This window comes from Spirillospora sp. NPDC127506 (assembly GCF_040302145.1).
Lineage (GTDB): Bacteria > Actinomycetota > Actinomycetes > Streptosporangiales > Streptosporangiaceae > Spirillospora.
The window spans coordinates 183,685-199,226 of sequence record NZ_JBEORG010000004.1 but is presented as its reverse complement, the minus strand read 5'-3'; the positions used below and the strand labels follow the sequence as shown (position 1 = coordinate 199,226).

Below are 15,542 nucleotides of genomic sequence, written 5' to 3'. Positions count from 1 at the left end.
GGTCGGTCTTCAACGGCCCTATGCGCACGGGACGCCTTCCGGCGCCGCTTTGTGACATCGGCCGGCGGTGGCCCTCATCACAGCGGGGCGCTGTCACAAAGGACCGGGCGCCCGGCATCTCGTGGTCGTCAGGACGCCGCGCCGGACGCTCCGCGCGGCGCGCACCGCACCCACCATGAACGGGGGACCTCATCATGTCGACCAGGGATGCGCCGGCGGCCGTTCCGCGCCGCTGGACCGCGCTGTTCTTCATCGGGCTGGCGCAGCTCATGATCGTCCTGGACGGGACGGTCGTGAACATCGCGCTGCCGTCCGTCCAGCGGGATCTCGGGATCTCCGACGGCGACCGCCAGTGGGTCATCACCGCGTACACGCTGGCGTTCGGGGGCCTGCTGCTGCTCGGCGGCCGGATCGCCGACTACACCGGACGCAGGCGGACCTTCCTGGTCGCGCTGCTCGGCTTCGCCGGGGCGTCCGCGCTCGGCGGCGTGGCCTCCGGCTTCGAGATGCTGCTGGTCGCCCGCGCGCTGCAGGGCGCGTTCGGCGCGCTGCTCGGCCCGTCCGCGCTGTCGCTGCTGACGGTGACGTTCACCCGGCCGCAGGAGCGCGCCAAGGCGTTCGGGGTCTGGGGCGGGGTCTCCGCCGCGGGCGGCGCCATCGGGCTGCTGGCGGGCGGGGCGCTGACCGACTACCTGGACTGGCGCTGGTGCCTCTTCATCAACATCCCGATCGCCCTGGTCGCGGTGGCCGGCGGGTCCGCGATGCTGACCGAGTCGCGGCGCGAGGGCCGGGCCCGGTTCGACGTCCCCGGCGTCCTGCTCGCCACTGCCGGGCTCGTCGCGATCGTGTACGGCACCGGCCGGGCCGAGTCGGACGGCTGGCGGTCGGCGACCGTCACCGGCCTGCTCGCCGCCGGTGCGGTGCTGCTCGCCGCGTTCGTCCTCGTCGAGCGGCGGGTGCCGGAGCCGCTGCTGCCGCCGCGCGTCCTCGCCGACCGCACCCGCGGCGCCGCCTACCTGGCGGTGGGGCTGGCGGGGGCCGGCATGTTCGGCGCGTTCCTGTTCATGACCTACTACCTGCAGATCGTCAAGGGCTACTCGCCGATCAGGACGGGCGTGGCCTTCTTCCCGATGGTGCTGACGGTCATGGTGTCGGCCGGCGCGATCAGCGCCCGGCTGCTGCCCAGGGTCCCGCCGCGGGCGCTGATCGTCCCCGGGATGCTCGTCAGCGCGTGCGGCATGCTGTGGATGCTCACCCTCGAACCCGGCACCGGGTACGCCGGAGGCGTGCTGGTCACGGGCCTGCTCTACGGGTTCGGGGCGGGCATGATCATGCCGGTGGCCATGAACTACGCCACCCGCGGCGTCGACCAGGGCGACTCGGGCGTGGCGTCGGCGACCGTCAACGCGGCGCAGCAGGTCGGCAGCTCGATCGGGATCGCGCTGCTCAACACCATCGCGACCAGCGCGACCGCGGACTACCTCGTCTCGCACGGCAGGAGCCCCGCCGTCGCGAAGCAGGCGCTGGTGGAGGGGTTCGGGACGGGCAGCGCCTGGGGCGCCGGGATCCTCCTGGCGGGTGCGCTGATCGTCGCCGTCCTCATGAACGCCCCCCGCCCGGAGACCCGGCCCGCCCCCGGAGCCGAAACGGAGGTGCCGCTGCCCGCGCACTCCTGACCCGGGACGGATCACCCGCGGCCGGCGCCGCCCGGGTGATCCGTTCCGCCACGGCCTGCCGGAAGCGCGGGCACCGGGTCGCCACGACACGACGGCTCCGCGTCAGAACACGGGCGTGCCGTCGCGGACGAGCCGCCAGTTCTCCGTGTGGAAGGTCGCGGGGTCGATGGTGCCGGCGGCGGAGGCGTACTCGACGATCGCCTCGCGGATCGCCACCTGCGCGTTGTAGACGACCTCGGCGGTGGTGATGTGCGGGAAGCCTCCGCCGCCCGACTGCCGGTAGTTGTTGACCGCGACCGCGAACCGCTGGTCGTCCGCGACCGGTGCCCCGTCGTAGGTCATGTTGGTGATCCGCGAGCCCTCCGGCTTGGCTATGTCGACGTCGTAGGCGATGCCGGAGAACTGGTCGTAGTTGTAGTCGGGGCGGTTGTCGGCGTTCGTCCAGGACGCCGGGTCGACGGGGTCGGACGCGGAGACCTGCTTGAAGTACTGGGCGGAGTACTCCAGGTAGTCCTTGATCTGGGAGCCCGTGAGAATGCTGCCCAGGAGGGTGTTGTCGTAGATGTAGAGGCCCGCGATGTCCTTGATGGTGACCTTGCCGGCGGGGAAGGTCGCGGCCCGGCTGAAGGGCGCCGCGATCGACACCACGGGGAGGGACTCGTGTTCCGAGCCCGCGAGCGCGGCTTTCACCCTCTCGGTCTGGACGAGGTGGATGTAGTCGAGGATCGCCGTGTCCTTCCAGCACGCCTCCGCGGCGGACATCTCCTCGGTCGAGGTGGCGACCTCCTTGTTCACGTAGGCCACGACCGCGTCGTGCTGCTTCTTGACCAGGGTGACCATCTCCGGGTCCTCCTGGACGGTGTTCGAGTTCACCGTGGTCGCCGACTTGCCGGTGACCTTCCAGCGGCCCCGCGAGTGGGTGAGGGTCAGGTCGAAGATGGACAGGCGCTGGCCCCAGCACTTCGGCTCGCTCATCACGACGGTCCGGCCGGTGATCTTGTTGGTGACGAAGCGCTCCGGGATCTCCAGGTGCGCGTGGCCGAACAGGATGGCGTCGATGCCCGGGACCTGCTCGGCGACCAGCGCGGCCGCGTTCTCGATGGGCAGCGCGTCGCCGTAGGACGACGTCCCGCTGTCGCCGGAGTGCGCGCTGATGATCACGACGTCGGCGCCGCGGGCGCGGATGACCGGCACCCACCGGCGCGCGGTCTCGACCAGGTCGAGGAAGTCGAGCTTGCCGGAGACGTTCGCCTTGTCCCAGATCGCGATGCCCGGGTTCGTCAGGCCGAGGAGGCCGACCCGGATCGGCGGGTACCCGCGGACGTGCATCCTCTTGATGATGTACGGGCGGTAGGCGGGCCGGCGGGTTCCCGCGTGGACGGCGTTCGCGGCCAGCACCGGCGCGTCCATCTGGCTGATCCACTTGTTCAGGAACGGGATGCCGTAGTTGAACTCGTGGTTGCCGAGCGCCACGGCGTCGTAGCCGATGGCGTTCATCTGGCGGGCCATCGGATGCGTCCCGCCGGTCTCGGTGATCGGCTCGACGGTGGCGTAGTAGAAGCCGAGCGGGGTGCCCTGGATGGTGTCGCCGGCGTCGAACAGCAGGGTGCGGTCGCGTCCGCGGGCGGCGCGGACCTCGTTGACGAGGCTCGACACGCGGGCCAGGCCGACCGTGTTCCCGTCACTGTCGCCGTACTCGGCGTCCTTGTAGTAGTCCCAGTTCACCGCGTGGCTGTGGATGTCGGACGTGCCCATCACGGTGATCGTCACCGACCGGCCGTGCGGCCCGGCCGCCGAGGCGGTGCCCGGCCAGCCGGCGACCGCGAGGGCGCTCGCCGCGCTCAGGCCGCCGAGGACCTGCCGGCGGGTGACCCCGTCCGGGACCCGGCACGAACACCAGCGCGGCTGTGGATTCTGCATGGCGCACCCGTTCCTTCCGCAGGGGACGGCAGAACGATAGGCCCGCGGGTCGGTCGCGAAGCCGGTGGAATCCGCCGATCCTGGAGGGGGATCGTTGGCACTCCCCTCCAAAGCCGGGTGCCTGGAAAGTGCTGCGGTGTGCGTCCGAAACCCCGCGCGGAGAGTGTGTGGCCTAAGTCACACGGGGTACGTGGTGTCCCAGTAGATGACTCCTGAAACAGGTTTGTTCCCTTTCTGACACTGTTGCCGTGTCTGTAGTTTCGTGTTCCTCTATTTATGACATTGTCCGGTTGCGGATCGCTCCCAGCCGATTCCGCGCCGCCGCCATCTAGCCGCCCAGCCACCGACGACGCACGCACGCCAACGCACGCAAGCCAACGCACGCAGGCACGCCAACGGCACGCACGCACGCCAACGCAGCGACAGCGGAGGGTCCGGATGCGCAAGGAGACGCTGGAGAGCTTCGTCCTCGGGGACGTCCTCCGGTCACAGGCGCAGGTACATCGAAGGCAGACGTTCCTCAAGTTCCGGGACGGCGAGGTCACCTACGGCGAGGTCGACGCCGCCGCCGACCGGCTGGCCCGCTCCCTCTCCGGGGCCGGCATCGGACGCGGCGACCACGTGGGCCTGATGCTGCCCAACTGCGCCGACTTCGTCCATCTCGTGTTCGCGCTGGCGCGGCTCGGCGCGGTCGCCGTGCCGATCAACATCGCGTACAGGGGCGAGCTGCTGCGGCACGTCCTGGACAGCTCGGACTCGCGCTGGCTCATCATCGACGGCCCCTACGCCGAGCGGGTCGCCGATGTCGCGGAGAGGCTGCCGAAGCTCGGCGGCGTCCTCGTCCGGGACGCCGCCGGGGCCGGGGTGCCGCTGGACCGGCTCGGCAAGCCGGCGCGCGAGCTGAACTCCCTGCCGGACGAGGGCGGCACGGTCGATGTGAAGGTCGGCTTCGGGGATCTTCAGGCCATCATGTACACGTCCGGGACGACCGGGCCGTCCAAGGGCGCCATGGTGCCGCACGCGCTGGCGCTGACCTGCGCGTACGACTCGCTCGACTTCCTCGACCGGTGGGGCAAGACGATCTACTGCCCGCTCCCGCTGTTCCACGCCGCCGCGCTCTGGGACGGCATGCTGTCGGCCCTGCTGGGCGGCGGCTCGATCGCGATCGTCGAGCGGTTCAGCGCGTCCAGGTTCTGGGACGACGTGCGCCGCTTCGACGCGCAGGTCTGCATGAGCGTGTTCTCGATGATCCCGATCCTGCTGAACCGGCCGCCGACGTCGCGGGACCGCGACCACCGGCTGGAGACGTTCTACATGGGCAAGTCGAACCTCGACGAGGCGATGCGGGAGCGGTTCGGCGTCCGGTCGGTGGAGACCTACACCAGCACCGAGGCGGGCATCGCGACCGGCAGCCCGTACGGGGAGTGGCGGGTCGGCTCGTGCGGGCGGGCGCACGAGGAGCGCTTCCACGTCGCCGTGGTGGACGAACTGGACCGCGAGGTCGGGCCGGGAGAGCCGGGCGAGCTGGTGCTGCGGCCGAAGCAGCCATTCGTCCTCACGACCGGTTACTACGGCGACTGGGAGGCGACCACACGTTGCTTCCGCAACATGTGGTTTCACACCGGGGACCGGGTATGGCGAGACGACGACGGGTATTTCTACTTCCTTGACCGGATGAAGGACGCCATCCGCCGGCGCGGGGAGAACATCTCGGCCTTCGACCTGGAGACCGAGATCAACCAGCATCCGGCGGTGCTGGAGTGCGCCGCGATCGGCGTGCCCTCGGAGCTGGAGGACGAGGACATCAAGGTTTCGATCGTCGTGCAGCCGGACACCGGGCTCGACCCGGAGGAGCTCGTCGCCTACTGCGAGGAGCGGCTGCCGCGCTCGATGATCCCCCGATACGTGGAGTTCGTGGACGCCCTCCCGCGCACCCCGACCGACAAGGTCGCCAAGTACAAGCTGCGCGCGCAGGGCGAGTCGGGGATCACCGAGACGACCTGGGACCGGGAGGCGGGCGGCCGGTGAACTGGGACGACACGCCGGAGCAGGCGGCCTTCCGCGAAGAGGTCAGGGCTTTCATCGCGGAGCGGTTCCCCGCGTCCTACCGTCCGGCGGCGGACGAGGAGCAGAGCCTCGAACCCGAGGACGTCGCGGGCTACAACTGGCCCGTCGACCGGGTGTCCGACGACCCGGAGCGGCGGGAGGGGGCCAGGGCGTGGGCCGCGGCGCTGGCCGAGCGCGGCTGGATCGCCCCGCACTGGCCGCGGGAGTACGGCGGCGCCGGGCTGTCGCCGCTGGAGGAGTTCGTCCTGCACGAGGAGATGATGCGGGCGCGGGTGCCGACCGTGAACGGCATCGGCGCGTTCCTCCTCGGCCCGACGCTTCTGGTGCACGGCACCGAGGAGCAGAAGGCCCGGCACCTGCCGCCCATCGCCTCGGGCCGGGCCGCCTGGGCGCAGGGCTTCTCCGAACCCGGCTCGGGCTCCGACCTGGCCTCGCTCCGCACCCGCGCCGTCCGCGACGGGGACGAGTACGTCGTGGACGGCCAGAAGGTGTGGACGTCCCTCGGCCAGTACGCCGACTGGCTGTTCGTCCTGGTCCGCACCGACCCCGACGCCGGCAGGCCGCATCGCGGCATCACGTTCCTGCTCGTCAAGGCGGACGCGCCCGGCGTGACGATCCGCCCCATCACCGACATCCGCGGCGCGGCGCCGTTCTGCGAGATCTTCTTCGACGGCGTCCGGGTGCCGGTGGCGGACCGGGTCGGCGAGGAGAACCGCGGCTGGTACGTGGCGATGTCCGCGCTCGGCTTCGAGCGGGCCGGGATCGGCGCCACGATCAAGTACGAGCAGGCGCTCGCCGAGCTGGCGGCGTACCTGCGGTCGCCGGACGGGCGGCGGTTCGCGCGGAACACCCCGGCGATCCGGCGGGAGATCGCGCGCCGCCGCACGGAGGTCCGCGTGCTGTACAACCTGGCCCGCTACACGGTGTCGCGGCAGGCGGCGGGGGAGGAGCCCGGCTTCGAGGCGTCCGTCAACCAGCTGTTCGGCGCGGAGCTGCACCAGCGGCTGGCGCGCACCGGCGCGCGCGCCTTCGGCCGGTCCGCCGCGCTCTGGGAGCGCGAGGGCGCCCCGCTCGGCGCCCTGTTCACCCACATGCGCCGCGACTCGGTGGCGTCCACCTTCCTCGGCGGCACCACCGAGATCCAGCGCAACGTCATCGCCACCCGGGGCCTGAACCTGCCCCGCGGCTGACCACCACCAGGAGGAGCGAACCCGTATGCCCGACGAGAACGCCTACGAGACCGTCGACCTGCGGATCGAGGAGCGAGTCGCCTGGCTGACGCTGAACCGCCCGGAGAAGCTGAACGCCCTGACGCCCACCACCATGACGGAGCTGCGCGACATCTTCACCCGCGTCGACGACGACGAGGACGTCTGCGCGGTGGTGCTGCGCGGCGCCGGCGAGCGCGCGTTCTGCGCCGGGATGGACCTGGCCTGGTCGGAGAAGCTGACCCCGCGCGAGCGCGTCGAGCAGGGGCGGCTCGGGGAGAAGACGTTCGCGATGATGGAGCGGCTGTCGGTGCCGGTGATCGCGGCCGTGCACGGGTACGCGGTCGGCGGCGGCCTGGAGCTGGCGCTCGCCGCCGACTTCATCGTCGCCTCCGACGACGCGAAGATGGGCCTCGTCGAGATCACGCTGTCGGCGCGGCCCCCGTACCGGCCGAAGATGACCGAGGACGGCGACCCGGACCAGCCGGAGTTCGGCGGGTCGGCGCCGGGCTGGGGCGGTGTGAAGCGGCTGCCGGAGCGGATCGGCAAGGCCCGCGCCAAGGAGCTGCTCTTCACCGGCGCGCGGATCGGCGCCGAGCGCGCGCTGCAGCTGGGGCTGGTCAACGACGTGTACCCGGCGGACGAGTTCGACAAGCGGGTCGGCGAGCTGGCCGAGCGCATCGCCGCGATGAACCGCTACAACCTGCGCCTCGTCAAGGAACTCGTCACCTACGGCTACGACTGGATCGAGCCGCACCCGAGCTAGGAGGACCCGTGCAGATCTACCGCATCGATCACGTCGCGCAGGTGACCCCCGACCTCGACGCGCAGGTGGCGCTGCTCTCCGGGCTGTTCGGGTTCCGGCGCGTCCGGAGCTGGGACAACCCGGGCGAAGGGGTGCGCGGCGCCCGCCTGGAGATCCCCGGCAGCCGGGGGCAGGCGTGGGAGGTCGTCTCCCCCGCGGGCGAGGGCTCGCCGCTGCAGACGTGGCTGGACGAGCATTCCGGGCGGCCCGGCCTGCACCATGTCGGCGCCGAGGTGCCCGACCTCGAAGCCGTGCAGGCCGAACTCGAAGTGCGCGGCATCAAGCCGACCGACGGTGCGCGCGGCCGCTGGCTGGAGGCGTCGCTGAGCCCGCCCGAGTACGGCCCCGGCGTCCTGTGGCGGCTGCGCGGCCCCGGGAGCCTCGACATGTGCGGCGACACGTCCGCCTCCGCGGTGGAGACGGGGTCGCCGGACGGGCCGTCCCTCGGCATCGTGGCCCTCGACCACATCTGCCAGGCGTTCCACGACCGCGACGTGCTCGCCCGCTGGTACCGCGACCTCGCCGGCTTCGTGCAGGTGTGGCGGACGGCCGACGACGAGCATCCCGACATGGCCGACCTCGTGCTGAACATCCCCGGCTCCGCCATCTGCTGGGAAGTGATCATGCCGCGCGGCGAGGACTCGTTCATCGAGCGCTTCCTGGCCAAGGGCGGCCCCGGCGCCCACCACGTCACGTTCGAGGTCGCCGACTGGGACGCGGCGATGGCCGCCTGCGAGCACTACGACACCCCGACCTTCGACGACGAGGAGGGCGTCACCGACGGGGCTGCCTGGAGGCACACGTTCATCCATCCGAAGAAGACCGGCGGCGTCCTCGTGCAGCTGTTCTGGGAGGAACGCCCCGGCGTGTGGGTCCGCTCCGACAAGGTGCCGCCGCCATGGACCTGAGCCTGACCGAAGACCAGGAGCTGATCGCCTCCACCGCCCGCGAGGTCCTGGCCTCGCGCGTCTCGACCGCCGGGGCGCGGGCGCTGGAAGGCGACCCGTCCGGCTACTCTGCCGCGCTCTGGAAGGAGATGGTCGAGCTCGGCTGGACGGGCCTGGCCTTCCCCGAGGAGCACGGCGGCGTGGGCGGCGACTTCCTGGACGCGTGCCTGCTGTTCGAGCAGCTCGGCTACGCGCGGGTGCCGAGCCCGCTGCCGGCGTCGGTGGCCTGCTGCGGCATGCCGGTCGCCCGCTGCGGGACGCCGGAGCAGAGGGAACGCTGGCTGGCCGCCATCGCGGACGGCCGGATCGTGACGGCCGCCCCCCTGCCCTGGGATCGTCCAGGTGAGGGCCCGGCTGCCGCGCGCGAAGGCGACGCGTTCGTCCTCAGCGGGACCGCCGAGTTCGTCCCGTACGCCGCCTCGGCCGAGCACATCCTGGTGGTGGCGCGGCTGGACGGTGAGCCGCGCGCCTTCTGGGTGGACGCCTCGGACGTGACGCTCCGGCCGCTCGGCGCGATCGGCTCGGACCGTCCCTGCCACGTCGAGCTGGACGGCGTCCGCGCCGAGGACGCTCTCGGCGCGGACGCCGCCGCCGCGATCAACCTGTTCGGCGCGGCCGCGACGTGCGCCGAGATGGTGGGCGGGGCGCAGCGCGTCCTCGACATGACGGTGGAGTACGCGACGGAACGCGAGCAGTTCGGCCGCGCGATCGGGTCGTTCCAGGCCGTCCAGCACCACTGCGCCGACATGGCGATCGACGTGCTCGGGTCCCGCTTCATCGCCTACGAGGCCATCTGGCTGCTGTCGGCGGGCCGCGAGGCCGCCCAGGAGGTCGCGATGGCCAAGGCGTGGGTGAGCGAGGCGTACGAACGGGTGTGCGCCCTGGGCCACCAGGTCCACGGCGCCATCGGCTTCACCGGGGAGCACGACCTGCGCCTGTTCTCCGAACACGCGATGGCCGCGTCCCTGGCGTTCGGCGACCCCGACCTCCACTACGACAAGCTCGCCGAAGACCTCGATCCGGACTGACCACCGGGAACGCCCGGCCGGCGGCGGCCGGCCGGGCGTCTCCCGGGGAGCCCGGGGCTGGTGCGGGTGGACCTAGTGCGGGTAGACGGAGTAGACCATCCGCTTGCCCGGGTGTTCGCCGAGCGTCCAGATGGTGCCCAGCGTCGGGGTCGAGGCGGCACCGCCCTGCCAGTGGGACAGGTCCTCCGGACCGATCGCGAGGTCCTGCCGCTGGTCGATCCGCAGCGTGGCGGTGGACGATGTCGCCGGCTCGGTCTTGATGAGGTCGCCTGCGCCGGTCTCGCCGTGGCTGCGGCTGAGGTACCAGCGGCCGTTGAAGCGCATCGCGCCCTGCACGTTGCTGTCCGGCAGCCTGTGCGCCACGTCGGCGTTCCAGCGGTACGACGTGTTCATGATCAGGTTGTGGTTCGAGTCGAACGCGCCCGCGATGGGCCAGGCGGCGACCCGGCCGTTGACCGCCTCGCCGCCCGCGCAGTACTCCCCGGCGATGAGGTGGTCGGTGCCGCTGCGGTCGAGGGAGACGTAGGAGAAGTTCGGCGAGCCGTCCGACGCGGTGCACTTGGTGCCGGTCGACGCGGTCCGGGTCCACGAGCCGACCTGCGGCATGATGTAGCGGTAGCTGAAGCCGTAGTAGGTGTCGCCGACGAGGCCGACCCAGTCCTTGTTGCTGGTGGTCCCGTTCTTGGACGCGCCCAGGTCGTAGATGCGGCGCATGTCGAACATCCGGAACCCGCGCGCGGTGTCGGCGACGAACAGGTAGTTGCCGTACCAGAGGATGCCGCCCGCGTGCAGCGGCTTGCTGTAGTCGCCGCTGGACGAGTCCTGCGACACCCGTACGGCGTCGTAGTCGCCGTTGGCCCGCGGATACACCAGCAGGACGTGCCGGTAGGCGCCGGTGTACGGGTTGATGAAGCTGATGCGGACGCCCTTGACCGGGTTCTTCGTGGACGTGTTGTGGTCGTACCAGCTGACGATGACCGGCTGGTAGCCGTTGCCCCACACCCGGTCGGACTGCATGTCGGCGACGGTGGTGACGCCCTGCGGGTACCAGTCCTCCGTGTCGTTGTCGCCGCTGTTGAAGCAGATGCTCCGCTCGATGTCGACGCTGCTGCCGGACGCCCGCGCGGCCGGGTTGCAGGCGCCGCCGACGGCGACCGGCGTCGTGTCGCTCCGCCGGTTCAGGTCGTTCATGATGTCGGTGACGGTGGCCTTCACCAGCGGCAGGGCGTCGGCGCGGTCCTGGAGGTCGGTGCCGTAGGAGTTCGGGCGGAGCTGGAAGTTGGCGAGGTCCAGCTCGTCCGCGGCGGCCGGGGCCTGCAGCGCGGCGAGCAGGGAGAGGGCGAGGGGCAGGACGGCAAGGGCTGCCGCGCTTCGACGTCGGCGCATGCGCACTCCTCACGGCCGGGCCCGGCCGTGGGTCTGGGGGAGCGGCGGGTACTCCGGCCAAGATCGACAATGTCGGCTTGATCAAAATGTCATGGATGCCGGGTTCGTTCCATAGCGGGTTGGGGAGGAAAGTGATCAACTTCACTTTCCTCGGCGTATGCGGCATAAATTTGCTGGATGGACGTGGTCGTTGCCGTCGTCGCGACGCTCGTGGTGACGTGGGTTCCGGCGCTGCTGTGGTGGCGCCGCCAGGGGCGCGGCGGTGACCTGGGCGGACCCGCGCGGCGCGCGACGTTCGAGATGCTGCACACCGCCTCCCGGGCCGCGCCCGCGTTCCGGGCCGGGCTGACCGAGCAGGGGGCGCAGAAGGCCGCGCGGCACCTGCGGGCGCTGCTCGACTGCCCGGCGCTCGCCATCACCGACGGGGAGCGCCTGCTGGCCTGGGACGGCGAGCACGACCACCACGCGGCGGAGGGGCTCGCGCACGCCGAGGTCACGCTGGGGAACGGGCGGACGCAGGTGCACGACGTGGGCTGCGACCGGGTCGACTGCCCGATCCGGCGGGTCGTCGTCGTCCCGCTCGCGACCGACGACCGGGTCGTCGGGACGCTGGCCGCGTACGGGGAGGACGTCCCGGCCGGGCTGATCCGGGCGGCCGAGGAGGTCGCGCAGTGGGTCGACGCCCAGCTGGAGCTCGCCGAGCTCGACCATTCGCGGGCGCTGCTGATGGAGGCGGAGATGCGGGCGCTGCGGGCGCAGATCTCCCCGCACTTCATCTACAACTCGCTGACCACGATCGCGTCGTTCGTCCGGTCCGACCCGGAGCGGGCGCGGGAGCTGCTGCTGGAGTTCGCCGGGTTCACCCGGTACTCGTTCCGGCGGCACGGCGACTTCACGACGCTCGCCGAGGAGCTGCGGTCGATCGACCGGTACCTGCTCCTGCAGCGGGCCAGGTTCGGCGAGGAGCTTCGGGTGACGCTGCGGATCGCGCCCGAGGTGCTGCCGGTGGCGGTCCCGTTCCTGTGCCTGCAGCCGCTCGTGGAGAACGCCGTCCGGCACGGGCTGCAGGACAGGTCGGAGCCCGGCCTCATCACGATCATCGCGGAGGACGCCGGGTCCGACTGCGTGATCAGCGTCGAGGACGACGGGATCGGCATGGACCCCGAGGAGGTCCGGCAGCTGCTCGCGGGGGAGCGGCGCACCCCCGCCGCGGACCAGGCGGGGATCGGGCTCGCCAACGTCGACGACCGGCTCCGGCAGGTGTACGGGGACGAGTACGGGCTCGCCGTGGAGACCGGGCCGGGCGCCGGAACCAAGGTCATCGTGCGGGTTCCCAAGTACCGTCCCGGCGTCACGGCCTCTTGACTCTCCCGGCGGCGTTGACTGGAATGTGGCGGACGGTACGGGAAAGGACGATGCGGTGGGCCTGCGTGTCCTTGCGGTGGATGACGAGGCGCCTGCACTGGACGACCTCGTGCACCTGCTGCGCGCCGATCCGCGGATCGGCGAGATCCACACGGCCCGGGACGGCGCCGCCGCGCTGCGCAAGCTCGACCGCGCGCTCGCGGACGGGCGGCCCGTCTCCGCGGTGTTCCTCGACATCCGCATGCCCGGACTGGACGGCACCGTGCTCGGCCGCGTCCTCGCCCAGTTCGCCCGCCCCCCGCTGATCGTGTACGTCACGGCCTACGAGGGGCACGCCGTGGACGCGTTCGAGATCAAGGCGACCGACTACATCCTGAAGCCGGTGCGGCCCGAGCGGCTCAGCCTGGCGATCACGCGGGTCACCGAGGCCGCCGAGGAGGCCGGCTGGGCGGACGTCCCCGCCGACCCGGCGCCCGCGGAGCCGGAGCCCATGCCCGTCGAGCTGGGCGGAGTCACCCGGTTCGTCACCCCGGCCGAGGTGCTGTACGTGGAGGCGCAGGGCGATTACGCGCGCCTGCACACGTCCGGCGGCAGCCACCTCGTGCGGATCCCGCTGAACGCGCTGTGCGAGCGGTGGAGCGGCGCCGGGTTCGTCCGGGTCCACCGGAGCCACCTGGTCGCGCTGTCGGCGATCAAGGAGCTGCGGCTCGACTCGGGGCGCTGCACGGTCGTGGTCGGCGACGCCGAGCTGCCGGTGGCGCGGCGGCACGTGCGGGAGCTGCGCGACCTGCTGGTGCGGCGGGCGAGGAGATCGTCCTGAGCCCGCGGGAGCGGCCGGCCGAGCACCCGGCCGAGCACCCGGCCGAGCACCCGGCCGGGCGGCCGGTGGAGCGCTCCACCGGACGGCCGGCGGAGCGGCCGCGCGGCGTCGCGGCCGGCCGCACGCTGGTGACCGGGCCGCGGACCCGGACCGTGCGGCGGCCCCGCTACCCGGTGACCCGCGAGATCGACGAGCAGACCGGGCTCGGCGAGGCGTACATGCGCTCGCTGCTGCGCACCCAGCTGCGGCTCGCCGCCCGGCTCTGCCTGGTGCTCGCCGTCGTGGTGCTCGGGCTGCCGCTGCTGTTCGCGACCGTCCCCGAGGTGCGCGAGGCGGAGGTGTTCGGCCTGCCGCTGCCGTGGGTGCTGCTCGGCGGGCTGATCTACCCGTGGTTCGTGGCGTGCGGCTGGTGGTACGTCCGGCAGGCCGAGCGCAACGAGGACGACTTCGCCGACCTCGTCGACCGGACCGAGGACCGGCCGTGAACGCCGCCTACGGTCTCGCGGGGGTCATGCTCGTCGTCGTCGCGACCGTCCTGATCGGCGTCCTCGGGGTCCGCATCTCCCGGACGACGTCCGACTTCTACGTGGCGTCCCGGACGGTGACGCCGCTGCGGAACGCGTCCGCGATCGGCGGCGAGTACCTGTCGGCGGCGTCCTTCCTCGGCATCGCGGGCCTGATCCTCGCGTACGGCGCGGACATGCTGTGGCTCCCGGTCGGCTGGACGGGCGGGTACCTGGTGCTGCTCGTGCTGGTCTCGGCGCCGCTGCGCCGCTCCGGGGCCTACACCCTGCCGGACTTCGCCGAGGCGCGGCTGGAGTCGATGGCCGTGCGCCGCGTCGCGAGCGTCCTGGTCGTGCTGATCAGCTGGCTGTACCTGCTGCCCCAGTTCCAGAGCGCCGGGCTGGTGCTCCGCACGGTCACGGGCACGCCGGTGTGGGCGGGCGGCGTGCTGATCGCGGTCGTCGTCGCCGTGAACGTCCTGGGCGGCGGCATGCGCAGCGTCACCCTCGTCCAGGCGTTCCAGTACTGGATGAAGCTGACCGCCCTGGCCGTGCCGCTGGTGTTCCTGCTGCTGGCGTGGCGCGGCGACGGCTCGCCCGGCCTGTCGTCGGACGCGCCCCCGCGGTTCGGCGACCGGACGACCGTCGCGGTCGGCGTCGCCGTCACGGTGAACGTGACCGCGCCCGTCCAGGTCGTCGTGGACGGGAAGGTCGACGGCCGCCACCACCGCCGCGCGCCGCTCACCCTGACACCCGGGCCGCACAGAATCGACGCGGACACGTCCGTCACCTTCCCGGCCGGCGCCGACGTCCCGCACGTGAGCGGGCGCCCCGTCACCACCGACCGGGAATGGGCCCTGCCGCTCGACGGGCGCGAGCATTCGCTGTACGCGACGTACTCGCTGATCCTCGCGACGTTCCTCGGGACGATGGGGCTGCCGCACGTGCTCGTCCGCTTCTACACCAACCCGGACGGGCGCGCCGCACGCCGCACGACCGTGATGGTGCTGTCGCTGCTCGGCGCGTTCTACCTGCTCCCGGCGCTGTACGGGGTGTTCGGGCGCCTCTACACGCCCGAGCTGCTGATGACCGGGCGGGCGGACGCCGTCGTCCTCACCCTGCCCGGACGGCTGATCGGCGGGCTCGGCGGCGACCTCCTCGGCGCGCTGGTGACCGGGGGCGCGGTCGCGGCGTTCCTGTCGACGTCGTCCGGCATCACCGTGTCCGTCGCCGGGGTGCTCGCCCAGGACATCCTGCGCGGCGGCGTCCGGTCGTTCCGCGTTGGGACGCTGCTCGCCCTCGTCGTCCCGCTGGCCCTGGCGATAGCCGCGCGGTCGCTCGCCGTCGCGGACGTCGTGGGGCTCGCGTTCGCCGTCGCCGCGTCCACCTTCTGCCCGCTGCTCGTCCTCGGCGTCTGGTGGCGGCGGCTCACCGTCCCGGGCGCGCTCGCCGGGCTCGTCGCCGGCGGCGTGCTCGCGGGCACCGCCGTCATCGTGACGATCGCGGCCGGGCCGCCGTCCGGGTTCGCCGGCGCGCTGCTCGCCCAGCCCGCCGCCTGGACGGTGCCGATCGCGTTCGCCGTCATGATCGTCGTGTCGCTGTGCACGCAGCGCCGCGTGCCGAAGGGCGTCGCCCGCATGATGGTGCGCCTGCACACTCCGGAGTCGCTCAACGTCGACCGGGGCACCTGGCGGCCCCGGCGCGTCTGACCGTTCATCGCGCCAGAGCGACCGTTCGGCGACGGGTCCGGCATCCCGGCGACGATGAACGGCACCTGACCGCAGCCTTGCCGCCGACCCCTCGCCCCCTCCGAGCTG

At 72.2% G+C, this 15,542-nt stretch carries 12 protein-coding genes; 10 read left to right on the top strand and 2 right to left on the bottom strand.

The annotated features are described in order from the left end of the window. Window positions 1-194: 194 nt before the first annotated feature. Window positions 195-1,676: an MFS transporter gene (locus tag ABTW95_RS06765; RefSeq protein ID WP_500225299.1), complete on the top strand. Its 1,482-nt coding sequence runs from the start codon at window positions 195-197 to the stop codon at window positions 1,674-1,676. Window positions 1,677-1,778: 102 nt separating this feature from the next. Here ABTW95_RS06765 and ABTW95_RS06760 read toward each other — a convergent pair whose 3' ends face one another. Next, window positions 1,779-3,596, bottom strand: a complete 1,818-nt coding sequence (locus ABTW95_RS06760; RefSeq protein WP_500225297.1) for a bifunctional metallophosphatase/5'-nucleotidase — start codon at window positions 3,594-3,596, stop codon at window positions 1,779-1,781. Between the two features lie 438 nt (window positions 3,597-4,034). On the opposite strand from ABTW95_RS06760, the gene ABTW95_RS06755 reads away from it, so the two are divergent. From ABTW95_RS06755 to ABTW95_RS06735, 5 genes are read left to right on the top strand one after another with little or no spacing between them, the layout of a single operon-like run. After that, entirely contained in the window at window positions 4,035-5,624 is a 1,590-nt protein-coding gene (locus ABTW95_RS06755) for an AMP-binding protein (protein WP_396446813.1), read from the top strand. Next, a complete protein-coding gene (locus tag ABTW95_RS06750; RefSeq protein WP_396446812.1) occupies window positions 5,621-6,853 on the top strand; it encodes an acyl-CoA dehydrogenase family protein in 1,233 nt (410 codons plus the stop codon). Before ABTW95_RS06755 ends, ABTW95_RS06750 begins: the two co-directional genes overlap by 4 nt. 25 nt (window positions 6,854-6,878) lie before the next feature. After that, window positions 6,879-7,637, top strand: coding sequence for an enoyl-CoA hydratase/isomerase family protein (locus tag ABTW95_RS06745; protein WP_396446811.1), 759 nt, complete (start codon window positions 6,879-6,881; stop codon window positions 7,635-7,637). An 8-nt stretch (window positions 7,638-7,645) separates the two neighbouring features. Beyond that, window positions 7,646-8,584: a VOC family protein gene (locus ABTW95_RS06740; protein WP_500225288.1), complete on the top strand. Its 939-nt coding sequence runs from the start codon at window positions 7,646-7,648 to the stop codon at window positions 8,582-8,584. After that, entirely contained in the window at window positions 8,575-9,651 is a 1,077-nt protein-coding gene (locus ABTW95_RS06735; RefSeq protein ID WP_396446809.1) for an acyl-CoA dehydrogenase family protein, read from the top strand. Before ABTW95_RS06740 ends, ABTW95_RS06735 begins: the two co-directional genes overlap by 10 nt. 72 nt (window positions 9,652-9,723) lie before the next feature. Here ABTW95_RS06735 and ABTW95_RS06730 read toward each other — a convergent pair whose 3' ends face one another. Then, window positions 9,724-11,037 carry a hypothetical protein gene (locus ABTW95_RS06730; RefSeq protein WP_500225283.1) on the bottom strand — a complete coding sequence of 438 codons (1,314 nt, stop codon included), beginning with the start codon at window positions 11,035-11,037 and terminating at the stop codon, window positions 9,724-9,726. A 177-nt stretch (window positions 11,038-11,214) separates the two neighbouring features. On the opposite strand from ABTW95_RS06730, the gene ABTW95_RS06725 reads away from it, so the two are divergent. The 4 genes from ABTW95_RS06725 to ABTW95_RS06710 all read left to right on the top strand — a co-directional run bounded on the left by ABTW95_RS06725 (window position 11,215) and on the right by ABTW95_RS06710 (window position 15,434). Next, window positions 11,215-12,402, top strand: a complete 1,188-nt coding sequence (locus tag ABTW95_RS06725) for a sensor histidine kinase (protein WP_396446807.1) — start codon at window positions 11,215-11,217, stop codon at window positions 12,400-12,402. Between the two features lie 55 nt (window positions 12,403-12,457). Then, window positions 12,458-13,222 (top strand): LytR/AlgR family response regulator transcription factor, encoded by a 765-nt coding sequence (locus ABTW95_RS06720; RefSeq protein ID WP_396446806.1) that lies wholly within the window; start codon window positions 12,458-12,460, stop codon window positions 13,220-13,222. A gap of 65 nt (window positions 13,223-13,287) precedes the next feature. After that, complete coding sequence (locus ABTW95_RS06715) at window positions 13,288-13,707, top strand: hypothetical protein (protein WP_500225277.1); 420 nt, start codon at window positions 13,288-13,290, stop codon at window positions 13,705-13,707. After that, complete coding sequence (locus tag ABTW95_RS06710; protein ID WP_396446804.1) at window positions 13,704-15,434, top strand: sodium/solute symporter; 1,731 nt, start codon at window positions 13,704-13,706, stop codon at window positions 15,432-15,434. The genes ABTW95_RS06715 and ABTW95_RS06710 overlap by 4 nt, the downstream gene beginning before the upstream one ends. Window positions 15,435-15,542: the final 108 nt, after the last annotated feature.